Source organism: Pseudomonas costantinii, from assembly GCF_001870435.1.
GTDB lineage: Bacteria > Pseudomonadota > Gammaproteobacteria > Pseudomonadales > Pseudomonadaceae > Aquipseudomonas > Aquipseudomonas costantinii.
In genome coordinates this window covers 412,868-436,950 of the sequence record NZ_MDDR01000034.1, presented here as the reverse complement: position 1 = coordinate 436,950, position 24,083 = coordinate 412,868, and the positions used below count along the sequence as shown (strand labels likewise).

The window sequence follows — 24,083 nt, the reverse complement described above, 5'->3', positions numbered from 1 at the left end:
TTTCATGCTTGGAACAAACGCCTACAGGTCACCACCTATCAAATGTGTTGCCGCTATAGCGTTACTGCCAACTGCTCAGCAGTGTTGGTAACTCAGCCAAGTTGCGAATCTCGGCATCCGGACGCTTTTCCGCGTCCCACGGCTTACCCATCGGGTTAAACCACACCGCTCGCAGCCCCGCCTGCTGCGCACCGGCGATGTCATCGCCTGGGTGATCGCCGATATGCACCGCCTGACTCGCGTCCACACCGCCGCGCTGTAACGCCTCTTGAAACAATCGCGCATCTGGCTTGGCGATACCAATATCTTCAGCGCGCAGGGCAAAGTGGAAGTAGTCCGCCAGACCAACGCGCTGCACATCAGCGTTGCCATTGGTGATCACCCCCAACCGGTAATGTTGGCGCAGCGCTTGAAGCATGGGTTCTGCTTCGGGGAATACAGTGAGTTGGTGTCGGGCGTGAATGAACGCCTCGAAACACACATCAGCCATTTGCGTGGCCTCAGGCTGTGGATAACCCGCTTCTTCAAACGCGTGCATCAGCACACGTTGGCGCAGGATGCTGATGCGGTATTTGAGCTCAGGATGGCGTTCCAACACCTGCTGGCGAAGGCTGGCGAAATGCTCCAGGGGTAAGTCGCCGACCTTGGAAGCATGGGTCGCCAGCCATTCACGCATCGACGCTTCGGCGCTGATGATGACGGGTACGTTGTCCCAGAGGGTGTCGTCCAGGTCGAAGGTGATCAGCTTGATACTCATGAGTCGCCGCCCTTGATGCGTTTGGCCCGTGGATGGGCGCTGTCATACACCGTTGCCAGGTGTTGGAAGTCGAGGTGGGTGTAGATCTGCGTGGTCTTGATATCGGAGTGGCCGAGCAGTTCTTGCACCGCGCGCAGGTCCTGGGACGATTCCAGCATATGGCTGGCGAAGGAGTGCCGCAGCATATGCGGGTGCAGGTTCTGCCCCAGCTCGCGTTCGCCGGCCAGCTTGACGCGTAGCTGAATGGCTCGCGGCCCGAGGCGTCGGCCTTGCTGGCTGACAAACACCGCGTCGTCCGCCGGGTTGGTCAGGAGGCGTAGCGGCAGCCACAATTGCAAGGCTTCTCGCGCTTTCCTGCCGACCGGCAGCACGCGGGTCTTGCTGCCTTTACCGAGCACTTGCACCAGGCCGTCCGCCAGGTCGAGTTGGTCGAGGTTCAGGCCGGTCAGCTCCGACAGGCGCAGGCCCGAAGAATAGAACAGCTCAAGAATCGCCTGGTCGCGATGGGCCAGGAAGTCATCCTCGACGGCGCCATCCAGCAGTTGCAGGGCGCGGTCGGTGTCCAGGGTCTTGGGCAGGCGCCGCTCGCCCTTGGGCGGGGCCAGGCCATTGGCTGGGTCGTGGTCGCACAGGCCTTCGCGATTCAGGTAATGATAGAGGCCGCGCACCGCTGACAGCAGGCGGGACAGGCTGCGCGAGGACTGGCCTTGCTGGTGCAGTCGCGCGATCAGGCTGCGCAGGCTCTGGATGTCCAGGGCCTTCCAGCTGGCGATCTGTTGTTTTTCGCAGTACGCCAGAACCTTGTTCAAGTCCCGCCGGTAAGCTTCCAGGGTATGGGGCGACACCTGGCGCTCGCTGCGCAGGTGAGCGCAGTAAGCGTCCAGTTGCCGTTCCATGGCTAGCGCACCGCGCGCAGGGCGGTGGTGAAGCGCGGCAAGACGCGGCCCAGCACTTCGGCGATGTAGGTCAGAAACAGCGTGCCCACCGAGCTTTTGTAGTGCGCAGGGTCACGGCTGGCAATGGCCAGCACGCCATGCAGGCCTTGATGGCTGAGGGCGACTACGGCGGTGGAGCCGATCTGCTTGCGCTGCTCTGCGCCAAAAAGGAAGTCCAATTCATGCTCGCGCAGGGTGCCACTGATGGTCTTGCCTTCGGAAAGCAGGCCGCCAATCGCGGTTTGCGCGTCGCTACCGCTGACCCAGCGGCCCACCGGCATCGGGTTGTCGCTGAACAGGATCAGGCTGACAAAAGGCACCTGGAAGTCCTGGCGCAGGCTGTCTTCCACGGCGATTACCGTTTCTTCCAGGCTGCTGGCGTCCATCAGTGTAAGAATCAGGCGACGGGTCTTGTCGAACAGGCGATCGTTGTCGCGAGCAACGTCCATCAGATGCGAGAGCCGATGGCGCATTTCGATATTGCGTTCGCGCAGAATCTTCATCTGCCGCTCCACCAGCGACACGGTATCGCCGCGCTGGTGAGGGATACGCAGGGCGGTCAGCAGTTCTTCGTGTTCGACGAAAAAGTCCGGATTAGCCTCAAGGTACGCCGCGACAGCAGCGGCCTCCAGGCTTTCGCTCGGGGATGCTTCGGCGGGTACTTGAGGCTTATCGGTCATTGGATTCGCTCACTCATAGACGGACCTGTCCTTCGTATACACGCGAGGCCGGCCCGGTCATCATCACCGGGTGACCAGGACCTGCCCATTCGATGGACAAACGTCCGCCGGGCAGGTCGATCAACAGGGGCGAATCCATCCACCCCTGGCTGATCGCGGCCACGGCCGCGGCGCAAGCACCGGTGCCGCAAGCCTGAGTTTCGCCGGCGCCGCGCTCCCACACGCGCAATAGCGCGCGGGAACGGTCGATCACCTGCAGGAAACCCACATTGACCCGTGCCGGAAAGCGCGGGTGATGTTCGATCTTCGGCCCCAGCTCATGGACTGGCGCGTTATTGATGTCGTCGACCCGCAGCACAGCATGGGGGTTGCCCATCGACACGGCGGCGATATCGACAGTTTTACCATCAACTTCCAGTGCGTAGTGGGTCGCCTGCTCGGTGGCTTGAAACGGAATGTCCGCCGGCACCAGGCGTGGCGCGCCCATGTTGACGCTGATCTGGCCGTCGCTGCGGATATCCAGCTCGATCACACCGCTCTTGGTCTCGACGCGAATCTGCCGTTTGGCGGTCAGGCGTTTGTCCAGCACAAAGCGGGCGAAGCAGCGCGCACCGTTGCCGCACTGTTCCACTTCGGAACCGTCGGAATTGAAGATCCGGTAACGGAAATCCACCTCCGGGTTGCTCGGTGCTTCGACGATCAGCAATTGATCGAAACCAATGCCGGTGTGACGGTCGCCCCACTGTTTAGCGTGTTTGGGCAGGATGTGCGCGTGTTGGCTGACAAGGTCCAGGACCATGAAATCATTGCCCAGCCCGTGCATCTTGGTAAAACGCAGCAGCATGGCTTACTCCGGCAGCAGGCTTTCGCCAGCATACAACTCGGCTACCGTCTCACGGCGACGCACTTCAAACGCTTGATCACCGTCCACCAGCACCTCGGCGGCACGGCCGCGGGTGTTGTAGTTGGAACTCATGACAAACCCGTAGGCACCGGCCGAATGCACGGCCAGCAGGTCGCCTTCTTCCAGGGTCAACTGACGTTCCTTGGCCAGGAAGTCGCCGGTCTCGCAGATCGGGCCGACGATGTCGTAGCTGCGGCCTTCGCCAGCGCGTGGCTTGACGGCAGTCACATCCATCCACGCCTGGTACAGCGCCGGGCGGATCAGGTCGTTCATCGCCGCGTCGACGATGGCGAAATCCTTGTGCTCGGTGTGCTTGAGGTACTCGACCTGGGTCAGCAGCACGCTGGCGTTGGCGACGATATAACGGCCCGGCTCGAACATCAGCGTCAGGCCGCGGCCTTCGGTGCGCTCGCGTACGGCCTGGATGTAATCGGCGATCAGCGGCGGCTCTTCATCGCGATAACGTACGCCTACGCCGCCGCCGAGGTCGATGTGGTGCAGGTAGATGCCGCATTCGCCGAGGCGATCGATCAGCGCCAGCAGGCGGTCGAGGGCATCGATAAACGGTGGCAGGGTAGTCAGTTGCGAGCCGATATGGCAGTCGACACCCAGCACTTCCAGGTTCGGCAACTGGGCGGCGCGGATGTACACGTCCTCGGCGTCGGCAATGGCGATGCCGAACTTGTTCTCTTTGAGACCGGTGGAAATGTACGGGTGGGTGCCGGCGTCGACGTCCGGGTTGACGCGCAGGGAGATCGGCGCGCGAACGCCCATCTCGGCGGCAACTACTTGCAGGCGCTCGAGCTCGTCGGTGGATTCGATGTTGAAGCAATGCACGCCCACTTCCAGGGCACGGCGCATGTCGTCGCGGCTTTTGCCGACGCCGGAGAACACGATCTTGTCAGCCTGGCCGCCAGCAGCCAATACACGTTCCAGCTCGCCTCGGGACACGATGTCGAAACCGGCGCCCAGACGCGCCAGGACATTGAGTACGCCCAGGTTGGAGTTGGCCTTGACTGCGTAGCACACCAGGTGCGGTACGCCGTTCAGTGGGTCGGTGAAAGAGCGATACTGGGCTTCGATATGCGCACGGGAGTACACATAGGTCGGGGTACCAAAGCGCTCGGCAATCGCGGACAACGCCACGCCTTCCGCGAACAGCTCGCCGTCCCGGTAGTTAAAAGCGTCCATGGGTTTCCCTTACTTAGTAGGTGTCGTGCTTATGCGCTTTGGATTGCGACGTTTGCGCCTGGTCATTCGGGTCTTTGCTGTCATCGGGCAGGTACAGCGGGCCTTTTTGACCACAGGCACTAACGAGGCAAGCGACCGCGACGAGCGCAGCAAGGGAAGAGATCAGGCGCTTCATGGCGAAATCCTTGAATATGCATTAATTGCGCCCGAGTATACCGACCACCTGCCAGCTTGCCTATGCGCCGGAATACCCGTCTGGCGGGGGTTTGCCGAGATAGTTGGGAGGCGTACTACGCCCGCTGAGGATATTTCATGCCGTCATCCGTGATGAATCGGTATCCTTTGCAATCGGCGAGACTCGCCCGTATCGTGCGGCGCTTGAGCAAAACCAGACACTTTTGAGGTTGCCACAATGAGTTTGACCGAAGCCCGTTTTCACGACCTGGTGGATGCGACCCAGGAGAAGTTGGAAGACATTTTTGACGACAGCGGCCTGGACGTGGACCTGGAAAACTCGGCCGGCGTGCTGACCGTCAAGTTTGAAAACGGCACCCAACTGATCTTCAGTCGTCAGGAACCGTTGCGTCAGCTGTGGCTGGCAGCACGTTCCGGTGGTTTTCACTTCGACTACAACGAAGAAGACAACAATTGGCAGTGCGATACCAGCGATGAGTTGCTGAGCGAAATGCTTGCACGCCTGGTCCAGGAACAAGCCGGTGTCGAGCTGGGCTTCGATGAGCTCAACCCCGACGAGAACTGATTGTGACCCAGCCTGCACCTGTACGCCCGCCCAAGCCGTTGTTCAGCAATGTCAGCCCGGCGGTGCCGTCACCTTGTATCAGTTTGTGTCGCCTGGACGAGCAGAAAGTGTGCCTCGGATGCTTTCGTCACGTGGAAGACATCCGGGAATGGCGCTCCGCTGACGATACTCGGCGCCGGATGATCTGTGCCGAGGCTGAGCAGCGCAGGGCCCGCGCCTGAGGTCGTCTTGTTTATTTGTGACGCTGTGTTAGTGTCCGGGTACGCCTCAACTCATCGAGGCCCGTGAGAACCCCGCCTTTTCCTGGCGGGGTTTTGCTTTTTTGTGCAGAAAAAAGGAGTCTGCCTGAACCATGAGCACCGCACCGTCCATCATCCTCACCCGTCTTGACGTGCAGCGTCTGGAGCAACTGATCGACCGCTTGGGCGACGAGTCTCCAGGTGTTGAAGCGTTGCAAGCCGAACTTGACCGCGCCGAAGATGTGGTTGGCCACGATGAAGTGCCTGCGGGAGTCGTGACCATGAACTCCAGCGTGCATTGCCGTGAACAAAGTAGTGGCAAGGACTACCACCTGACCCTGGTTTACCCGAAACACGCGAATGCCGACGAAGGCAAGATTTCGATCCTGGCGCCGGTGGGCAGCGCATTGCTGGGCCTGCAAGTGGGTCAGCATATCGACTGGCCCGCACCGGGTGGCAAGACCCTCAAGCTTGAGCTGCTCAGCGTTGAAGGTCAGCCGAAAGACGGTGGCGCTTTCCCTCTTTAAAAGAGTCTCTAAAGAGCTGCTCTAAATCTGGCTCAGCGCTTTATTGAGCGACACTTCCAGCTCGGCTTTGTAGCGCAGGTACAGATTGCTCGGGCTTTGCACGTCACCGAGCAGGCCCGACAAGTCCAGGTCGGTGATGTAGCAGCGGTAACGCTCGCTTTCCCGACGTTGTCCGACGATTTCCTGGGCGACCACAGCAAACAACTGGTCGCCAAACTCCAGTTCGGAAAACTCCCGCTGATTGCAGTACAGGGTGATGCCCACCTTACCCGGTGCGGCCTTACCGATAATTGCCTGTACGTCATAAAACGGTTTATTGGCCGGGTTTTGCGGGGTTGGCCGCGGTTCGATGCCGCGCGCGCGCGTGCTGCCCGACGGCAATAGTTGGTAATACAAAGTTTGCACTTCGCCCAACGGCTGTTGCGTGTCCAGGGGTGATAGCGCCCCTCGGCGATAGATGATCGACTGCAAAAAGCGCTGCAATGGTGCTAACAGGCTCTGTTCGTCATGAAACGGCAAGCGCTGTTGCCAGAGCGCGTTGAACTCATCCAGCACGTACAGCTCGGCGAAACCCTCGTTGACGCGGTAGAACACCTGCACACAATCGGCCAGGCCCATGGGCAGCAGCAGCGCCAGGTCGTGGTCTTCCAGGGCCATGGCGTCCAGGTGCAAAGGGCTGTAGCTGGCCAGTTCTTCGCTGAGGTAGGCAATCAGCGCATCCTGGGTTGGCAGCGACAGATGGGTGGCTTGGCCTGGCGTCAACTCCATTACGTGATAGTGCTGCTGCACCTGGAGCACGTAACGGTGATTGCCTCGGCCAAGCAGCAGGTTCTGTGCGGTATCGAAGATTTCCTCTACACGTTGGGCAATGAATTGCGCACGGTTATGACAGAAACAGCGCACCCGCAGCCGCGGCAGATGATCCGGCGGCAGCTGGTTAAGGTAGTCGCGTAGGCAGTCGAGCAGCGCGTGGGGGCCGTCGTAGCGGCTGACCATTACCTCGTTCCAGCTGTTGAGCGTGACTTGGTCCAGGGTCAGCACCAAGTTGTCGCGCACCCCTGCATAGCTCAGGGAATCGGTACGCTCGGTGGTCATCAGTATGTTCAGGTCACGATGATGCTTAAGCGGGTCGACGCCGACGTTGATCAGCAACAACACTTCTTCCGGCACCGCCGAGCGCAGCAGGCGTTCCTCATCGACGCTGGCCAAGGGCAATGCGATGGTTTGTTGCAGGCTGCCCAGCAGGTTGAACAGCTCGAATTCGGTCATGTCGCTGACGCCCGGATGCAGCGCCAGGCGGGTGCTGCTGTCGATCACGCCGTTGCGATGGCACCAGGTGAGCATTTCCAGCAGGTCGCGGCTGCGCTTGATCGGCGCGAAGTGCTCCCACTCCAAGGCCGTAAGGTTGCCGTTGTACAAGCCCCAATGGTGCTGGCCTGGCTCCTTGCGATTGGGCGATTGCACCAGGGTCAGGGTGTCTTCGGCCAAGTCTGGGGCGATGCCTGGGTTGATGAATTCGACCTTGCCGGCCTTGCGTTCGAAGGCTGCGTACAGGCGCCGGCCCAGCACATTGAGATCGCGTTTGTTGATCAGGCTGACGGTCTGCTCGGTGCGGGCAAACTGGGTCAGGAAGCGATAGCTGTAATTCAGCTCGTTGACCAGCGCGCGGCGCTCGGAAGCTACCTGGCGCACTTTCCACTGGCTGCGGCTGTCCAGCAGGGCCAGTTGGCGCTGGTCCCAGCCCCATTCATGGGCCAGTCGCTCCAGCAGCAAGCGCTGCCAACTGGTGGTGCGCTGGCCCGCGCTGAGCTTGCGGTTGACCTTCAGGTACAGGCTGCGCCGTACCAGTTCCAGGCGTTCCGGCTCGTTGCGTGCCTTGAGGTATTCCTCGATGCGACGGTAGACCACGATGTACGGGTCCAGCTCATCCAAGTCCATTTGGTTGGCGAAGACTGCCCGCTTGAAGCGCAGGCTCAGGCAATGCACGTTCGGGTGTTCGCTGGCGTAGACCTCGGTCAGCAGCAGCTTGAGCACCGATTTGTACGGTGACTCGATGCCCTTGAACAGTTGCCACAGCCCGGCGCCAATGAATTCGCCCGGGGGGATGTGTGCCAGGTGGCCGAGGTCAAGGGTTTCATCGGCGCGGATAAAGCGTTTGGAGATCAGCGTGTGGGTGAACTCGGCGTAGCGGTTTTCTTCGTACACCGGCACCAGCCACCAGATCGGCGTGCGTCCGGCCAGCCAGATGGCGGTGCGGTAGAACTCATCCAGCAGCAAGTAATGCTGAGTGGTGCCGCAGTCGTCGGAGCCCAGTTGTGTGTCACGTTCACCCAGTACAAAGCGTGTCGGCTCGATCAGGAAGAAGTGCGCTTCGGCGCCCATGGTCAGGGCCCAGGCTTCCAGCAGTTGGCACTTTTTGCGCAGCTCGGCCAACTCGTTTTCGCTCAGGTTGGGTGCGTGGCACACCCACACATCCATATCGCTCTGATCCGCCTGAGCCAGGGTGCCGAGGCTGCCCATCAAGAACAGGCCGTGGATCGGCCGCGGCGGGTTGCCATGGCGCGGCTTGTAGGAAAATGAGCGGGTCAGGCGCTGGGCTTCGGTCAGTGCCTGGGCGTCGGGTTCGAAACTCGACAAGCCCGCAGGCGTGCTGCCGGAGACATAACCAGGTAACAGCGGGTGATTGACGTGGAAAAACAGCGGTAGCAGGGTCAGCACGCTTTGTTGGCGTGGCGTCAGCCCCTCGACGGCTCGGGCCATGCGGCCTTCGTTGAGGGCCATGAAGCGCGCGCGTAACTGGGACAGCACCTTGCGGTCGATGCCTTCGTCCAGGTCGGGGCGGATTTCATGGGTGCGGGTCATGTCGAACTCGGTGGCTCGCAGGGCCCGACATGGGCGGCCGTGTAGGAGTTTACATTCAGAAGCGTAGGAGGTTTAGAGGGAATTGTTTTTGGCGTCAGAATTTTGTGCGGTCCACCGCAACGCCCTCGGAATCCGCAAGTGGCGGACTCCATGGGCGGTATCAGGTGTCAGGCAGCTTCTTTGGTATTGGCTGTGGTCAGGATGGTCAGCAGGGTTTGGGCCTGCTCTGCAGCGTCACGACCGAGGCTGGTCAAATAGCCCCCGTCCGGCTGGTCGATAAGTCCTTTCGCGTGGAGGCGTTTGGCAGCGGCGATAGCAGTGGGAGCGGCGGTCTGGTGGACTTTCAGACCTTCCTTGGTGCTGTCCAATGGGAAGAGTACAAGGATTTCCAGTTCGGCAACCAACTCAGGGGTATACGACATAAGGACTCCAGACTTTCTAAGAATTTATTAGAGGCTAGCAGGGCATAAGGTGAACGCACTTTGCCGAGCTGTCCAGTGAGAAACTCTTGGGTCTTGATATGGCGCAGGTTTGTGGCGAGGAAGCCGGCTTCCAGGCCACGAAGGTGCCCGATTCAGTCGTTTTCGGGTGGTAACTCGGGCAGGGCCCGCAGTGCTGTTTCATACCATTCGGTATCGAATGCGCGATCGTCTTCCAGCATCTTGTCGATTTCTACGGCGAGTACATGCGCCATGAGATTCAGAATGTCTTCGCGCTCGTAGCCCACCAGCGTCAGCTTGTTGAAGGTGGCCTTGGCGGCAGGCGGGTTGTCGCTTTCGATCTGGTTTTCGATGGCCTGGGTCAGCGTACTTTCGGTGAACTCTTCTTCGTCGTTGTCGATATCGGTTGGCTCGCTCATGGCAGGCTCCTCAAGGAAAGGGCGCCAGTCTACCCCCATTCAGGCAGGTGATGCTGCTGGTCAGGTCGGGCCTTCGGATCTATAACTCTTGCAGCCAACCCCACACCCGGCCTGGAGGCATTCGCAATGCTCAAGCTTTACGGATTTTCGGTCAGTAACTACTACAACATGGTCAAACTGGCGCTGCTGGAGAAAGGGCTGCCCTTTGAAGAGGTGCCGTTTTATGCGGGCCAGACCCCAGAAGCCCTGGCAGTGAGCCCGCGAGGCAAAGTGCCGGTTCTGGGCGTCAAACAGGGCTTTATCAACGAAACCAGCGTGATTCTCGAGTACATCGAGCAAACCCAGGAGGGTCCGTCATTGCTGCCTGCCGAGCCGTTCCAGCGCGCCCAAGTGTTGGCGTTGTGCCGGGAAATCGAGCTGTACATCGAGTTGCCTGCGCGCGCATGTTTCGCCGAGGCGTTTTTCGGTATGCCGGTGCCGGAGGCCATCAAGGAGAAATCCAAGGCTGAGTTGCTGCTGGGGATCGGTTCTTTGGGCCGACACGGCAAGTTTGCGCCGTATGTGGCGGGGGAAAGCTTCACGATTGCCGATCTGTATTTCATGTACAGCGTGAACCTCGCCTGTGCTGTGGGCGAGAAGCTGTTTGGCCTGGATTTGTTGGCAGAGTTGCCGGCGGCCAAGGCGTTGCTGGAACGACTGCATTCCATGCCCAACGCCCAGAAGGTGGCAGCGGACAGGGAAGCGGCGATGCCGGCGTTTATGGCGATGGTTGCGGCGAAAAAATAGATCGTTGGCGCCTGTGATGGCGCCATCGCGGGCAAGCCCGGCTCCCACCTTTGACCGAGTTGTCTGGAAGTACTCGGTTTCCTGTGTGGGGCGGGCTTGCTTGCGAAGCTTTTAGCGGCTGGCGAGCAATTCCTGGCCACGTACTACGGCAGCCTTCACCTGCGCCGGCGCAGTCCCGCCGATATGATTACGAGCATTCACCGAGCCTTCCAGGGTCAGCACGGCAAACACGTCCTGCTCGATCTGGTCACTGAACTTGCGCAGCTCTTCCAAGCTCATTTCCGCCAGGTCTTTACCGGTGTCCACGCCGTATTTCACGGCATGGCCGACGATTTCGTGGCAGTCACGGAATGGCAGGCCGCGGCGTACCAGGTAGTCCGCCAGGTCAGTCGCGGTGGAGAACCCACGCAAGGCCGCTTCACGCATGATCGCGTGCTTGGGCTTGATCGCCGGGATCATGTCGGCGAAGGCTCGCAGAGAGTCGCGCAGGGTGTCGGCGGCGTCGAACAGCGGTTCTTTGTCTTCCTGGTTGTCCTTGTTGTAGGCCAGGGGTTGGCCTTTCATCAGGGTCAGCAGGCCCATCAGCGCACCGAATACACGGCCGCTTTTGCCGCGTACCAGTTCCGGCACATCGGGGTTTTTCTTTTGCGGCATGATCGAGCTGCCGGTGCAGAAGCGGTCCGGCAGGTCGATGAACTGGAATTGCGCGCTGGTCCACAGCACCAGCTCTTCGGAGAAACGCGACAGGTGCATCATCGCGATGCTGGCGGCGGCGCAGAACTCGATGGCGAAGTCACGGTCGGACACGCCATCCAGCGAGTTGCCGCCTACGGCGTCAAAACCCAGCAGTTGCGCGGTGTATTCGCGGTCGATCGGGTAGGTGGTGCCGGCCAGCGCGGCGCTGCCCAACGGCATGCGGTTGGCGCGCTTGCGGCAATCCACCAGGCGCTCGTAGTCACGGCTGAGCATTTCGAACCAGGCGAGCAGGTGGTGGCCGAAGGTCACGGGCTGCGCGGTCTGGAGATGGGTGAAGCCGGGCATGATGGTGCCCGATTCACGCTCGGCCTGCTCGAGCAAACCCTTTTGCAGGCGGGTGATTTCGGACAGGATCAGGTCGATCTCATCGCGCAGCCACAGACGAATATCGGTGGCTACCTGGTCGTTACGGCTGCGACCGGTGTGCAGCTTCTTACCCGTCACACCGATGCGATCGGTGAGGCGGGCCTCGATATTCATGTGCACGTCTTCCAGGTCGACACGCCAGTCGAACGTGCCGGCCTCGATCTCACCACGAATGGTGGTCAGGCCGTCGATGATGCTGTCGCGTTCGGCGTCGGTCAGCACGCCGACCTTGGCCAGCATCGTGGCGTGGGCGATGGAGCCCATGATGTCGTGGCGATACAGGCGCTGGTCGAAGGTGACGGAGGCGGTGAAGCGGGCGACGAAGGCGTCGACGGGTTCACTGAAGCGGCCGCCCCAGGACTGGTTGGTCTTGTCGGTGCTCATGGATTCGCTCGTGATCTGCTTAAAAGAGGCGTGGAGGTGTGCCGCCGATAATAACAGGGTTGCCCGTGGAGGCGGTGTTGCGGGTGGTCGGCATTTTTATTTGTGCGAAGGATGGCTAAGTGCCTTGCCGACGAACGCGTCCGGGAAGAGACTGGGGAAAACCGAAGGAAAGGTATGGCGCTCGACCTATGAGATAAACAAAGGGTGTTTATTGAAACGATATTTGACGAATGAGCAATATCGTCTCAGCGAGCGTCTACAGTTGGACTGATAGTGTGTGAATGCACCAAAGTCGGGTGATGCGGTCGAAGCCCAGACTATCCATTTAAAGGGGGGTATTCGGATTGTGTATCAGCAAACCCTACGACAATGCCCGAAGGCAGCAGGTTTTGGGCGCAGTTGAACAGGTCCGGGTAAATATGGGTGCCGCTCTCAGGGCACTTTTTGCCGCTCGCACTAGTCTTAGCGTGGATCGCTGTGACGCAAGTCACCGCACCTGTCTACGCTATCCTTGTGCGAGACTCACGCAGGAATCCAGCGCTATATGAATGTCCTGATCGTTGATGACGAACCCCAAGCCCGCGAGCGACTGAGCCGTTTGGTCAGTGAACTCGAGGGTTATACAGTCCTTGAGCCGAGCGCCACCAACGGAGAGGAGGCGTTGGCGCTGATCGACAGCCTTAAGCCGGATGTGGTGTTGCTCGATATCCGCCTGCCGGGCCTGGATGGCCTGCAAGTCGCGGCTCGCCTGAGCGAGCGCGAATCACCACCTGCCGTGGTGTTGTGCGCTTCCCAGGATGAGTTTCCTGCGCAAACGCTGGAGGACAGTGGCGTTGCCTTCTTGTCCAAGCCAGTGGCTGGCGATGCTTTACTCAAAGCCTTGAAAAAGGCCGAGCGCCCCAACCGCGTCCAGCTCGCTGCCTTGACCCTGCCCGCCGCCCAGAGTGGTAACGGGCCGCGCAGTCACATCAGCGCACGGACCCGCAAAGGCATTGAGCTGATTCCCCTAAGCCAGGTGGTCTACTTTATTGCCGATCACAAGTACGTGACCCTGCGTCACGAGGCTGGCGAAGTATTGCTCGATGAGCCGCTCAAGGCCCTTGAGGATGAGTTTGGCGACCGTTTCGTGCGTATCCACCGCAACGCGCTGGTGGCCCGCGAGCGAATAGAACGCCTGCAGCGCACGCCCCTGGGGCACTTTCAGTTGTTTTTGAAAGGGCTTAACGGCGACGCCTTGATCGTCAGCCGACGTCATGTCGCCGGTGTACGCAAGATGATGCAGCAGCTTTAGCCCGAGGGCTGTGGCGAGGCCTGTATTCCTTATCCCGGTGCGACGCGGCCAGGGAGGCCCCGCACTTGCTGATTCAAATCAAAGCGTGTTTGCCTGAGCTGTTATTATCTGCCGTATCTATTCAGTACGGATTGATCCATGTCCTCTCGCGAAATCCGCATCGCCACCCGTAAAAGTGCCCTGGCCTTGTGGCAGGCCGAATACGTCAAAGCACGTCTTGAGCAGGCTCACCCGGGACTCAAAGTGTCCCTGGTGCCCATGGTCAGTCGCGGCGACAAGCTGCTCGACTCGCCACTGTCGAAGATTGGCGGCAAGGGTTTGTTCGTCAAGGAGCTGGAAACCGCTCTGCTGGAAAACGAAGCCGACATCGCCGTGCATTCGATGAAAGATGTGCCGATGGACTTCCCTGAAGGCCTGGGCTTGTATTGCATCTGCGAGCGCGAAGATCCACGCGACGCCTTCGTTTCCAACACTTATGCATCCTTGGATGACCTGCCCCTGGGCAGTATTGTCGGCACCTCCAGCCTGCGTCGTCAGGCGCAGTTGCTGACCCGTCGCCCGGACCTGCAGATCCGTTTCCTGCGCGGTAATGTCAACACCCGCCTGGCCAAGCTGGACGCTGGCGAGTATGACGCGATCATCCTCGCGGCGGCCGGTTTGATCCGTCTGGGCTTCGAAGACCGTATCACCTCTGCGATCAGTGTCGAAGACAGTTTGCCCGCAGGCGGGCAGGGTGCAGTGGGCATCGAATGTCGCACCACCGACAGTGAAATCCACGCCCTGCTCAAACCCCTTGATCATCACGACACTGAAGTCCGTGTTACGGCCGAGCGCGCCTTGAACAAACACCTCAACGGTGGCTGCCAGGTGCCGATTGCCTGTTACGCTGTGCTCGAAGGCGAAAACCTTTGGCTACGTGGCTTGGTAGGGGACCCGGATGGCGGCACGCTGCTCACCGCGCAGGTGCGTGGGCCCCAGCGTGATGCAACGGCCTTGGGTATCCAGGTGGCAGAAGAACTGCTGGAAAAGGGCGCTGGTGCCATTCTGCAAAAAGTCTACGGCGAGGCCGGTCCACAGTGATCGACTGGCGCGTGCTGCTGACGCGGCCTGCCGAGGAATCAATGGCCCTGGCGGCGTCGTTGTCCGAAGCCGGTATTTTCAGTAGCAGCCTGCCTTTGCTCGAGATTGAGCCGTTACCCGTTACCGCTGAGCAACATTCTGTCTTCCGGGACCTGGGCAGCTATTGTGCGGTGATCGTGGTGAGCAAGCCGGCCGCGCGCCTCGCCTTGCAGCAGCTTGTTAAACCCTGGCCGCCGTTGCCATGGTTCAGCGTCGGCGCTGCAACCGCGCAGGTACTGGCCGATCACGGCCTCAACGTTCACTATCCGCAAACCGGCGATGACAGCGAGGCCTTGCTCGCATTGCCTGCCTTGCGCGCCGCTATCGCACGCCCTGGTGCCCGAGTGCTGATCTTGCGCGGAGAGGGCGGTCGAGAGCTGCTGGCTGAGCGTTTGTGCGAGCAAGGTGCTAGTGTCGACTATGTGGAGTTGTATCGCCGCTTCCTTCCGGCTTACGGCGCTGGGGTGCTAATGCAGCGCATCCGGTTGGAACGCTTGAACGGCCTGGTGGTCAGCAGTGGGCAGGGTTTTTTGCACTTGCAAGCCCTTGCCGGCACCGATTGGCCAGAGGTGGCGCAGTTGCCACTGTTCGTGCCCAGCCCACGTGTCTATGAGATGGCGCGAGCTGCTGGTGCAGAAAAAGTTGTGGATTGTCGCGGCGCGAGTGCCGCGGCTTTGTTAGTGGCGTTGCGCAGCGCTGTCTTGTAAGGCTGCCGCCCCCACTCTCTGATACGCAAAGGACGGATACGTGAGCGAAACAGCCTTGCCTAAAGATGAAGCCCAACCCGCACTTGATGCGCCGGTTGAGTCACCGGTCACCGCGCCACGCCGTGGCAATGGCCTGGCAATCGTAGCCTTGTTGCTCGGCGCCGCAGGTGTGGCCGCCGGCGGTTGGGGGATCTGGCAGGTCCGCGCCCTGCAAGCCGGCAGCCAACAACAGCTGGGCCGAGTGCAGGCTCTCGATGACCAATCCCAATCCCTCAAGCAGAGCCAGCAACAGCTGACAGCACGCCTGGCACAGTTGCCCGCCGCGGATGAGCTGGAGGAGCGCCGCCGCCTGGTAGCCCAATTGCAGGGCGATCAGCAGCGCTTGAGCCAGCGTCTGGAAACTGTGTTGGGTGCCAGCCGCCAGGACTGGCGCCTGGCCGAAGCCGAGCACCTGATTCGTCTGGCCAGCTTGCGTTTGTCCGCCCTGCAGGACATCAACAGCGCCCAGTCGCTGGTCCAGGGCGCTGACGAAATTCTTCGCGAACAGAGCGATCCAGGTGCTTACGCCGCCCGTGAGCAATTGGCCAAGAGCCTTGCCGCGTTGCGTAGTACCGAGCAACCAGACCGCACTGGCCTATACCTGCAACTGGCGGCCCTGCGCGATCAGGTCGTGCAACTGGCGGCAATCGCCCCGGAATACCAGCTCACCGAGCCAGCCTCCCAAGGGCGCCCGACCACCGATACGGAAAATCGCCTGAGCCAGTGGTGGGAGCAAATTTCTCGCTACTTCCGCATCGACTTCAACCCTGACGATAACATTCGCCCGTTGCTCGCGGGCCAAGGCTTGAACCAGGTACGCCTGGCCCTGAGCCTGGCCCTGGAACAAGCGCAATGGGCCGCGCTTAATGGTGAAACGGCGGTGTACAGCCGTTCCCTGGGCGAAGCGCGCAGCGTGCTGCAGGACAACTTCAATCAGGACAACCCGCAGAGCAAGGCGATGTTGGCGCGTATTGCCGAGCTTGAGCCCAAGGCCGTCTCCGTGGTCACCCCGGACCTGGCCGCCAGTTTGGCTGCTGTGCAGGCCTACCTTGACCGTCGCCATCTGTCTGCCAATGAAGCCAAGGCGTCGGCGGGCACGCCGGCGACCCAGGAGTAGAGCAGATGAAACGTTTCTATGTGATCCTGGTGCTGGCAATTGCGATCGCCCTGGCACTGGCCGTGGGCATTTCGAAACACACCGGCTACGTGCTGATTACTTATCCCCATCTGCTGCATTACGAGTCGAGCCTTTGGGCCACGCTGGTGGCAGTGTTTGCCGTAGGCCTGGCGATCTACCTGGTCCGCGTTTTGTTGAGTCTGGTCACCACCTCCGGTGGCGTGGTCAATCCGTGGTCGCGGCGCAACCGCAGCCGCCGCGTACAGATTGCGATCGAACAGGGCCAGAGGGACCTCGCCGAAGGCCGCTGGGCCAGTGCCGAACGCCACTTGCAGCGTGCCGCAGAAGCGGAGCGCCACCCATTGCTGTATTACCTCGGCGCAGCACGTGCAGCCAATGAACAGGGCCGTTATGAGGAGGCTGATGGTTTGCTGGAGCGCGCCCTGGAGCGCCAGCCCCATGCGGAATTGGCAATCGCTTTGAGCCATGCACAATTGCAGATGGACCGTGGCGATACTGACGGGGCACTGGTCACCTTGCAGGCGATGCACGAACGTCACCCCCATAACCCACAAGTCTTACGCCAGTTGCAGCGGCTGTATCAGCAGCGGGGCGATTGGTCGTCGGTGATTCGCTTGTTGCCGGAGTTGCGTAAGGACAAGGTGCTTCCTGCCACCGAGCTGGCCGAACTGGAGCGCCGCGCCTGGGGTGAAAACCTGAGCCTGGCCGCTCAGCGTGAAGTGCAAGGCGAGGCGGGGTTGCAGTCCCTTGAGCGGGCTTGGGAGCAACTGACTTCCGCCCAGCGCCAGGAGCCACAATTGGTGGTGGCTTATGCTGAGCAGTTGCGTCGACTGGGCGCGGATGCCAAGGCCGAGGAAGTGCTGCGTGTTGCCATCAAGCGTGGTTATGACAGCCATCTGATCCGGCTGTATGGCTTGTTGCGCGGTGGTGACCCGGCTCGGCAGTTGAAATTTGCCGAAGGCTGGCTCAAGGACCATTCGGGGGATGCCAGCCTGTTGCTGACCCTGGGCCGCCTTTGCCTGCAAAACAGTTTGTGGGGCAAGGCGCGGGACTACTTGGAAAGCAGTCTGCAAGTGCAGCGTAATCCTGAAGCTTGTGCTGAGCTGGCGCGTCTGCTGGCCCAATTGGGCGACACTGAGCGCAGTAACCAATTGTTCCAGGAAGGCCTGGGTCTTTTGGATAGCCGTTTGCTGGCGTCTCCGTTGCCAGTGCCTGCTCGGGTTTGAGGTAGGAAATAAGGCGAAGGTTGGCTCGGACCCTTCTGAGAGCCAACCCTTCGTTGTTGGGCAACGGCTGGGGTTAAAGCGTTATGAAGTAAATTCCTACTGTTAGCTGCTCTAAGTCATCCGGGCTCTGACGGGATATCCCTATGCTCTTGCGGAATTGTCTGCTCTAGCGCGTATTGAAAGGGGTAAGGCCTTTCCTCTACCGTAACGGCCTATCTCTTGCGGTACGGATAACAATGTCTTTGGCCCCTTCACGCTCCTTGTTTCTCCTGGCGTTCATGGCTGGTGCGCTGGCGTTGGGTGCGTCTTTTTATCTTGAGTACGGCGCGCAGCTACGCCCTTGTTTCCTTTGCCAGGTGCAACGCATCTTTCTGGCGATTTTCACGCTGATCAATCTGGCTGCTGCGGCCCATGGCCCAAAGCGTTCTACGGTCTACCTCTACGGACTCGCGAGCATGAGCTGTGCGTTGTTTGGGGCCATCACTGCGGTGCGCCAGGTACTGCTACAAAATGCCGCGTCGGAACAAGCAGCGGATTGCTGGCCCAGTCTGCAATACATGATTGAAAACCTCTCGCTTTGGCAAGCACTGCAATTGACGGTCAAAGGCACTGTCGATTGCGTTGAGATCAACTGGACACTGTTTGACCTGAGCCTTCCCGAGTGGAGCCTGTTGTTCTTCGTGGCGATGCTGATCTTGGGTGCCATACAGTTTTCAAGGCTGTTACTGAACTGCTGTTTGGGCCTAGCGAGGCACTAAAAGCAGGTCGCAATTTGTAGGAGGGGATTAAACACTTGTATGAACTTTCTCTCCTGCGTACCTTGAAGCCATAGTCATGCGGGCATAATCTGGCCCGCACGCGTTATTGAATCCGTTGTCAGACGCGGCCGTGTTCGCCTGCTGCTTTATCCTTGAAGTGTTGCGCGGGCACAGGGCAGCAGCGCCCCTATAGGGAAGAGAGATCATCATGCTGGAAAGTTGTCAGAATGCTCAGGAACGCTGGGGTGGGGTGCACAAGCTGATCGACAGCTGGTTGAAGGCACGTCACGAACTGGTTCGGGCCTTTGATGCTCTCGGCGCGAAGCCCGAGGCACTGGCTGAGAACCGCGAGCCGTTGCAGGAATTCTGTGGCCTATTGGTGGACTACGTGTCTACCGGCCATTTCGAAATTTACGAGCAGCTGACTGGTGAGGCGAAAGCTTTTAACGATAAGCGTGGTCTGGAACTGGCCGAGACTATTTACCCGCGCATCGATGTAATTACCGAAAAGCTGCTGGCCTTCAACGACCTGTGTGACGCCGGTGAGTGTGTTGCTGAAAAATTCAAAGAGTTGGGTGGACTACTTCACGAGCGTTTCGAATTGGAAGATTGCCTGATCGAAGTACTGCACAACGCCCACAAGGAAGAGTCCGCCACCCAGGCTTGATGCTTGCTGGCGAGATAAAAAACGGTGCGCATGGCGCACCGTTTTTTATTGGGTCAGTGGCGAGTGCCGAGCAATTCGATCTCAAATACCAGCGGTGTATACGGCGGGATCAACTCGCCCGCACCGTCTGCGCCATAGGCTTGGGCGGATGGAATCACCAGGCGCCATTTCGCGCCTACTGGCATCTGTTGCAGTGCACTACTCCAGCCGCTGATCACGCTGTCCAAGCGAAACCATTGAGGCTGTGTGCTCTGATCGAAGACGGCCCCATCGGGCAACCGCCCCACGTATTTCACCTGCACCTCATCACTGGCCAACGGCTTGCTGCCGTTGCCAGGTGTCAGCTCTGTGAGCAGGATGCCATCCGACAATTCACGCACACCGGTTGCTGCTTTTTCCTTAGCTAAAAATTGCTGTTCGATGGCGAGTGCTTTTTCGCTCTGCGCAACAGGCGTTTCGGCTGCGCTTTGTGCTTCGTGTTGGGCGAGGATCTGCTCGATGCGTGCGTTGTCCAGCGCCAGTGGCTTGCCTTGATAGGCCTGCTTGAGGCCGTCGAGCAGGGCCTGGATCTGCAGGTCGGGGACTTCCTGGCGCAAACGCTCACCGAGGCTTGCGCCCAGGCTGTACGCGAGATCGTGCGGGTCTTGGGCAGTGGTTTTGGACGGTGATTGCTCGCTCGCATTGGCCACCGAAATTGCCAAGCCAAGCACTAGAAAAAGGTAACGCGACATGAGCATTCTCCCGCCGAAAGTGCGACGGATTATGCCAGTGTGAGTACGTAAAAAGTGCCGTGGTTTTTCGTTATATCGATAAGAATTTTCTTACGGTGCAACGCAAGGCAAACGATACTGTCAACATGCCCTAGCGGCGGTAAGAGCAGAGGGCTAGTATGAGCCGCACCCACGTCAGCCAGGAGGTAAACCATGTCGGCCAAACAGAAGCCTGTAAATACCCCGTTGCACTTACTCCAACAACTTTCGGGCAGCCTGCTCGAACATCTGGAAAGCGCTTGTTCCCAAGCCTTGGCCGATGCAGAAAAACTGCTCGCCAAACTGGAAAAACAACGCGGTAAAGCGCAAGAAAAGCTGCACAAATCCCGCACCAAACTGCAAGACGCCGCCACTGCCGGCAAGGCCAAGGCTCAAGCCAAGGCCAAAGACGCTGTCAAAGAACTTGAAGGTCTGCTGGACGCTCTCAAGGATCGCCAAGCTGAAACCCGCACTTACATTTCCCAACTCAAAAAAGATGCTCAGGAAAGCCTGAAACTGGCCCAGGGCGTTGGTCGTGTGAAGGAAGCCGTAGCTAAAGTCCTGGGCACTCGTGCGCCGGCAAAAGCTGTAGCTTCGAAGGCTCCTGCGAAAGCTGCTGCTGCAAAACCAGCCGCCAAGCCAGCTGCTAAAACTGCTGCTGCGAAACCAGCCGCCAAGCCAGCTGCTAAAACGGCTGCTGCAAAACCAGCCGCCAAGCCAGTTGCTAAAACGGCTGCTGCAAAACCGGCCGCCAAGCCCGCTGCTAAAACGGCTGCTGCAAAACCAGCCGCCAAGCCAGCTGCTAAAACTGCTGCTGCGAAACCAGCCGCCAAGCCAACTGCTAAAACTGCTGCTGCAAAACCAGCCGCCAAGCCAGTTGCTAAAACGGCTGCTGCAAAACCGGCCGCCAAGCCAGTTGCTAAAACTGCTGCTGCGAAACCAGCCGCCAAGCCAGTTGCTAAAGCTGCTGCTGCAAAACCAGCCGCGAAGCCAGTTGTTAAAGCTGCTGCTGCGAAACCAGCCGCCAAGCCAGTTGCTAAAGCTGCTGCTGCAAAACCAGCCGCGAAGCCAGTTGTTAAAGCTGCTGCTGCGAAACCAGCCGCCAAGCCAGTTGCCAAAGCTGCTGCTGCAAAACCAGCCGCCAAGCCAGCCGCTAAACCTGCTGCTGCAAAACCGGCCGCTAAGCCTGCTGCTACAAAAGCAGCCCCGGCCAAGCCAGCAGCCCCGGCTGTTACCCCGGCAGCATCCACCGCTCCAACCGCATCGGCCAGCAGCACGCCTGCACCGGTAGCGCCAAGCACCACTCCAACCAGCGCTTCCTAAGTGTTGGTGGCCACGACGCGCAGTAACTGCAGCGCGTCGTGGTCAAGGTTGGCGGCTTCGGTCGCCAGGCCTTCAAGCCATCTTTGTTGACCCCTCACCTCACCTGTCGGCCATACCTGTGCCAGCGCTTCCAGGCGCGTCAATAACTGCCGTTCGGCACCCAACTCCAGGGCTTTGACCCGCTCCCGTAACGCCGCCAATTGCTCATCCTGTTGTGCCATTGCTCGCCATTGCACGCGCACCTGCCGCAACGGTTCGATCACGCGCGTCTGCCAAGGCCCGGCGATCTGCTTCAGCGCCTGGATGCGTTCGGGTGTCGGCGCCACGCCCCGCTGCTCCAGCCACGCGCCACAAAGCAACAAGCACACATCCGCCCCCTGCTCCTGCAAGCGCAGGCAAGCGGCTTCGCACCCTGAGCGGGCGTAGGTCGAGAGGGCAAAGCTCCACAGGTCAGCGCACATATTCCTACCCAAGCCAGCGGCCAACGAAGCTGGTAGACTCCGCCGCCATTATGATCCGACTTCAAAGCCTAACATTACAGCGTGGCCCGCAACGTCTTCTCGAAGACGCCGAGCTGACCCTGCACGCCGGTCACAAAGCCGGCTTGATCGGTGCCAATGGCGCCGGCAAATCCACGTTGTTCGCCCTGTTGCTGGGTGAGCTGACCCCTGATTCCGGGGACTGCTTGCTGCCGGCCGACTGGCGCATCGCCCATATGCGCCAGGAGATCGACACCCTGGACCGCATTGCGATCGACTATGTGCTCGATGGCGACCTTCGCCTGCGCCAGGTGCAACACGACCTCGCCGAGGCCGAGAAAGCCCACGACGGCGCCGCTCAGGCCCGCCTGCACTCGGAACTCGACAGTGCCGACGGCTACACTGCCGATGCGCGTGCCCGCAAAATGCTCGCAGGCCTTGGTTTTACCAACGAACAGATGGACCGTCCGGTCGCCGACTTCTCCGGTGGCTGGCGTATGCGTCTGAACTTGGCCCAGGCACTGATGTGCCCGTCGGACCTGTTGCTGCTCGACGAACCGACCAACCACTTGGACCTCGATGCGATCCTGTGGCTGGAAGAGTTCCTCAAGAGCTACCCAGGCACCTTGCTGCTGATTTCCCACGACCGGGACTTCCTTGACGCCGTGGTCGATAACATTGCCCACGTCGAACAAAAGAAAATCACCCTCTACCGGGGTGGCTACACCGCGTTTGAACGCGCGCGCGCCGAGCGTCTGGCCCAGCAGCAACAGGCCTACGAGAAGCAACAAGTGCAACGTGCGCACATGGAAAGCTACATCGCCCGGTTCAAGGCCCAGGCCACCAAGGCCCGTCAGGCCCAGAGCCGGATCAAGGCGTTGGAGCGCATGGAAGAACTGTCGGCGGCCCACGTCGATTCGCCGTTCGACTTCGTGTTTCGCGAGTCGGTGAAGATCTCCAGCCCGTTGCTGGATCTTTCCGATGCGCGCCTGGGTTATGGCGACAAAACCATCCTGGAGAAGGTCAAGCTGCAGCTCACGCCGGGTGCGCGCATCGGTTTGCTCGGCCCCAACGGTGCAGGCAAGTCGACGTTGATCAAGAACCTGTCAGGTGAGCTGCAACCCCTGGCCGGTCGCCTGACCCGTGGCGAGAACCTGGTGGTGGGCTACTTCGCCCAGCATCAGCTTGACTCCCTCGACTCCAAGGCAAGCCCACTGCTGCACCTGCAGCGCCTGGCGCCGACCGAACGCGAGCAGACCCTGCGCGACTTCCTCGGTGGTTTCGACTTCCGTGGTGCGCGTATCGATGAGCCGGTACTGAATTTCTCCGGTGGCGAAAAAGCCCGCCTGGCCCTGGCGTTGATTGCCTGGGACCGCCCGAACTTGCTGCTGCTCGACGAACCGACCAACCACCTGGACCTGGAAATGCGTCTGGCGCTGACCATGGCCTTGCAGGAATTCAGCGGTGCGGTGCTGGTGGTGTCTCACGATCGCCACTTGCTCAAGAGCACCACCGACAACTTCCTGCTGGTGGCCGACGGTAAAGTCGAAGAGTTCGACGGCGACCTGGACGACTACGCACGTTGGCTGACGGATTACCGCCTGCGCAACGCGCCGGTCAGCAACACGCCGGTCAACCCGGACAAGACCGACAAGAAAGCCCAGCGCCAAGCCGCCGCCGCACTGCGTCAGCAGTTGGCGCCGCATAAGCGCGAAGCCGACAAGCTGGAAGCTGAGCTGGGCAAGGTGCATGAGCGCCTGGCCAAGATCGAAACCAGCTTGGGCGACAGCGCTGTATACGAGGCTGCGCGTAAGGATGAGTTGCGCGACTTGCTGGCCGAGCAGGCCAAACTCAAGGTGCGTGAAGGCCAGTTGGAGGAAACCTGGATGGAGGCCCTTGAGCTGCTGGAAACCTTGCAAGCGGAGCTGGAGGCGCTGTCCTGATGGAAGCGCTGCAATTGCCGTTGCCGGCACAATGGATCGCACCGATCTGGGTGGGTGTGCAGATCTTGCTGATACTGCTGGCCGGTTACTTCGCCCAGCGCTTCGTGGCTAAAGGCCTGAATCGCCTGGGTGAGCGCTACCCGTTCCCGCCGCAGTTGCTGATGCCGCTGCGCGGCGGCCTGCGCTGGCTGATCATGGGCAGCGCGCTGATTTTTGTGCTTGAGCGCCTGGGCGTGTCCGCCACCGTGTTGTGGACGGCGCTGTCGGGGTTTGTCGCAGTCGCCGCTGTGGCGTTTTTTGCCATGTGGTCGGTGCTGTCCAACTTGCTGTGTGCGATTTTGATCTTTACCGTCGGGCCATTTCGTCTCGGTGACATTGTCGAACTGGTGGATACCGTCGACAAACCGGGCGTGAAGGGCCGCGTGGTGGCGATCAACTTGCTCTACACCACACTCATCGAAGTGGAAGAGGCCGGCACTGACAGCGCGATGGTGCAGGTACCTAACAGCATGTTCTTCCAGCGCTCTGTGCGACGTTGGCCAGGCACCCACGTGTTCCCAGGCGACCGCTAGCATTCACATCCTGTAAAAATCTATAGCCAGCCTTTGGTCGGCGGAGTTAGCTTAGGGCACAACAGC

Annotated in this window: 26 protein-coding genes; 14 read left to right on the top strand and 12 right to left on the bottom strand. The window is 60.1% G+C overall.

The genetic code is table 11. From position 1 onward, the window contains the following. Positions 1 to 61: 61 nt before the first annotated feature. The 6 genes from BFL40_RS17485 to lptM are packed head-to-tail and all read right to left on the bottom strand — an operon-like array spanning position 62 to position 4,642. A complete protein-coding gene (locus BFL40_RS17485; RefSeq protein ID WP_071485164.1) occupies positions 62 to 757 on the bottom strand; it encodes an HAD family hydrolase in 696 nt (231 codons plus the stop codon). Then, positions 754 to 1,653 (bottom strand): tyrosine recombinase XerC, encoded by a 900-nt coding sequence (gene xerC, locus BFL40_RS17480; RefSeq protein ID WP_071485163.1) that lies wholly within the window; start codon positions 1,651 to 1,653, stop codon positions 754 to 756. Before xerC ends, BFL40_RS17485 begins: the two co-directional genes overlap by 4 nt. A 2-nt stretch (positions 1,654 to 1,655) precedes the next feature. Continuing rightward, positions 1,656 to 2,372 carry a DUF484 family protein gene (locus BFL40_RS17475; RefSeq protein ID WP_071485162.1) on the bottom strand — a complete coding sequence of 239 codons (717 nt, stop codon included), beginning with the start codon at positions 2,370 to 2,372 and terminating at the stop codon, positions 1,656 to 1,658. 13 nt (positions 2,373 to 2,385) lie between these two features. Continuing rightward, positions 2,386 to 3,216, bottom strand: coding sequence for a diaminopimelate epimerase (gene dapF, locus BFL40_RS17470; RefSeq protein ID WP_071485161.1), 831 nt, complete (start codon positions 3,214 to 3,216; stop codon positions 2,386 to 2,388). Positions 3,217 to 3,219: 3 nt separating this feature from the next. Next, a complete protein-coding gene (lysA, locus tag BFL40_RS17465) occupies positions 3,220 to 4,467 on the bottom strand; it encodes a diaminopimelate decarboxylase (RefSeq protein ID WP_071485160.1) in 1,248 nt (415 codons plus the stop codon). A 13-nt stretch (positions 4,468 to 4,480) separates the two neighbouring features. Continuing rightward, positions 4,481 to 4,642 carry an LPS translocon maturation chaperone LptM gene (gene lptM / locus BFL40_RS33115; RefSeq protein WP_074851643.1) on the bottom strand — a complete coding sequence of 54 codons (162 nt, stop codon included), beginning with the start codon at positions 4,640 to 4,642 and terminating at the stop codon, positions 4,481 to 4,483. Positions 4,643 to 4,879: 237 nt separating this feature from the next. On the opposite strand from lptM, the gene cyaY reads away from it, so the two are divergent. From cyaY to rnk, 3 genes are all read left to right on the top strand, one after another. Continuing rightward, positions 4,880 to 5,227: an iron donor protein CyaY gene (gene cyaY / locus BFL40_RS17460; protein WP_071485159.1), complete on the top strand. Its 348-nt coding sequence runs from the start codon at positions 4,880 to 4,882 to the stop codon at positions 5,225 to 5,227. Positions 5,228 to 5,229: 2 nt separating this feature from the next. After that, positions 5,230 to 5,448: a DUF1289 domain-containing protein gene (locus tag BFL40_RS33105; protein WP_074851640.1), complete on the top strand. Its 219-nt coding sequence runs from the start codon at positions 5,230 to 5,232 to the stop codon at positions 5,446 to 5,448. A gap of 131 nt (positions 5,449 to 5,579) precedes the next feature. Further along, positions 5,580 to 5,993 (top strand): nucleoside diphosphate kinase regulator, encoded by a 414-nt coding sequence (rnk, locus tag BFL40_RS17455; RefSeq protein ID WP_071485158.1) that lies wholly within the window; start codon positions 5,580 to 5,582, stop codon positions 5,991 to 5,993. 21 nt (positions 5,994 to 6,014) lie between these two features. Here rnk and BFL40_RS17450 read toward each other — a convergent pair whose 3' ends face one another. The 3 genes from BFL40_RS17450 to BFL40_RS17440 all read right to left on the bottom strand — a co-directional run bounded on the left by BFL40_RS17450 (position 6,015) and on the right by BFL40_RS17440 (position 9,714). Further along, positions 6,015 to 8,855: a class I adenylate cyclase gene (locus BFL40_RS17450; RefSeq protein WP_071485157.1), complete on the bottom strand. Its 2,841-nt coding sequence runs from the start codon at positions 8,853 to 8,855 to the stop codon at positions 6,015 to 6,017. Positions 8,856 to 9,022: 167 nt separating this feature from the next. Next, positions 9,023 to 9,277 carry a TIGR02647 family protein gene (locus tag BFL40_RS17445; RefSeq protein ID WP_014720451.1) on the bottom strand — a complete coding sequence of 85 codons (255 nt, stop codon included), beginning with the start codon at positions 9,275 to 9,277 and terminating at the stop codon, positions 9,023 to 9,025. Between the two features lie 152 nt (positions 9,278 to 9,429). Next, entirely contained in the window at positions 9,430 to 9,714 is a 285-nt protein-coding gene (locus tag BFL40_RS17440; protein WP_071485156.1) for a hypothetical protein, read from the bottom strand. 126 nt (positions 9,715 to 9,840) lie between these two features. On the opposite strand from BFL40_RS17440, the gene BFL40_RS17435 reads away from it, so the two are divergent. Beyond that, the gene (locus BFL40_RS17435) at positions 9,841 to 10,500 is read left to right on the top strand and encodes a glutathione S-transferase family protein (RefSeq protein WP_071485155.1); all 660 of its coding nucleotides are present in this window, start codon (positions 9,841 to 9,843) and stop codon (positions 10,498 to 10,500) included. 111 nt (positions 10,501 to 10,611) lie between these two features. Here BFL40_RS17435 and argH read toward each other — a convergent pair whose 3' ends face one another. Further along, a complete protein-coding gene (gene argH, locus BFL40_RS17430; protein WP_071485154.1) occupies positions 10,612 to 12,006 on the bottom strand; it encodes an argininosuccinate lyase in 1,395 nt (464 codons plus the stop codon). Between the two features lie 544 nt (positions 12,007 to 12,550). On the opposite strand from argH, the gene BFL40_RS17425 reads away from it, so the two are divergent. From BFL40_RS17425 to BFL40_RS17395, 7 genes are all read left to right on the top strand, one after another. Next, positions 12,551 to 13,297 carry a LytR/AlgR family response regulator transcription factor gene (locus BFL40_RS17425; RefSeq protein ID WP_071485153.1) on the top strand — a complete coding sequence of 249 codons (747 nt, stop codon included), beginning with the start codon at positions 12,551 to 12,553 and terminating at the stop codon, positions 13,295 to 13,297. 138 nt (positions 13,298 to 13,435) lie between these two features. Further along, positions 13,436 to 14,377 carry a hydroxymethylbilane synthase gene (gene hemC, locus BFL40_RS17420; RefSeq protein WP_071485152.1) on the top strand — a complete coding sequence of 314 codons (942 nt, stop codon included), beginning with the start codon at positions 13,436 to 13,438 and terminating at the stop codon, positions 14,375 to 14,377. After that, entirely contained in the window at positions 14,374 to 15,123 is a 750-nt protein-coding gene (locus BFL40_RS17415; protein WP_071485151.1) for a uroporphyrinogen-III synthase, read from the top strand. The genes hemC and BFL40_RS17415 overlap by 4 nt, the downstream gene beginning before the upstream one ends. Positions 15,124 to 15,163: 40 nt before the next feature. Further along, positions 15,164 to 16,279 carry a uroporphyrinogen-III C-methyltransferase gene (locus tag BFL40_RS17410; RefSeq protein ID WP_071485150.1) on the top strand — a complete coding sequence of 372 codons (1,116 nt, stop codon included), beginning with the start codon at positions 15,164 to 15,166 and terminating at the stop codon, positions 16,277 to 16,279. A gap of 5 nt (positions 16,280 to 16,284) precedes the next feature. After that, a complete protein-coding gene (locus BFL40_RS17405) occupies positions 16,285 to 17,526 on the top strand; it encodes a heme biosynthesis protein HemY (RefSeq protein ID WP_071485149.1) in 1,242 nt (413 codons plus the stop codon). 236 nt (positions 17,527 to 17,762) lie between these two features. After that, on the top strand, positions 17,763 to 18,284 hold the full coding sequence (locus tag BFL40_RS17400; protein WP_071485148.1) for a disulfide bond formation protein B: 522 nt from the start codon (positions 17,763 to 17,765) through the stop codon (positions 18,282 to 18,284). A 208-nt stretch (positions 18,285 to 18,492) separates the two neighbouring features. Continuing rightward, on the top strand, positions 18,493 to 18,951 hold the full coding sequence (locus BFL40_RS17395; protein ID WP_071485147.1) for an Rsd/AlgQ family anti-sigma factor: 459 nt from the start codon (positions 18,493 to 18,495) through the stop codon (positions 18,949 to 18,951). Between the two features lie 53 nt (positions 18,952 to 19,004). On the opposite strand, the gene BFL40_RS17390 is transcribed toward BFL40_RS17395, so the two are convergent. Beyond that, a complete protein-coding gene (locus BFL40_RS17390) occupies positions 19,005 to 19,682 on the bottom strand; it encodes an FKBP-type peptidyl-prolyl cis-trans isomerase (RefSeq protein WP_071485146.1) in 678 nt (225 codons plus the stop codon). 192 nt (positions 19,683 to 19,874) lie between these two features. Between BFL40_RS17390 and BFL40_RS33100 the strand changes: the two genes are divergently transcribed. Beyond that, positions 19,875 to 21,023 (top strand): AlgP family protein, encoded by a 1,149-nt coding sequence (locus BFL40_RS33100; protein ID WP_074851638.1) that lies wholly within the window; start codon positions 19,875 to 19,877, stop codon positions 21,021 to 21,023. Here BFL40_RS33100 and BFL40_RS17375 read toward each other — a convergent pair. After that, positions 21,020 to 21,484 (bottom strand): TIGR02444 family protein, encoded by a 465-nt coding sequence (locus tag BFL40_RS17375; protein WP_071485143.1) that lies wholly within the window; start codon positions 21,482 to 21,484, stop codon positions 21,020 to 21,022. The two genes, BFL40_RS33100 and BFL40_RS17375, sit on opposite strands and share 4 nt — an antisense overlap. A gap of 50 nt (positions 21,485 to 21,534) precedes the next feature. On the opposite strand from BFL40_RS17375, the gene BFL40_RS17370 reads away from it, so the two are divergent. Both BFL40_RS17370 and BFL40_RS17365 read left to right on the top strand, forming a co-directional pair. Next, positions 21,535 to 23,445 carry an ATP-binding cassette domain-containing protein gene (locus BFL40_RS17370; protein WP_071485142.1) on the top strand — a complete coding sequence of 637 codons (1,911 nt, stop codon included), beginning with the start codon at positions 21,535 to 21,537 and terminating at the stop codon, positions 23,443 to 23,445. Beyond that, positions 23,445 to 24,017 carry a mechanosensitive ion channel family protein gene (locus tag BFL40_RS17365; RefSeq protein ID WP_071485141.1) on the top strand — a complete coding sequence of 191 codons (573 nt, stop codon included), beginning with the start codon at positions 23,445 to 23,447 and terminating at the stop codon, positions 24,015 to 24,017. The genes BFL40_RS17370 and BFL40_RS17365 overlap by 1 nt, the downstream gene beginning before the upstream one ends. The last annotated feature ends 66 nt before the right edge of the window (positions 24,018 to 24,083 follow it).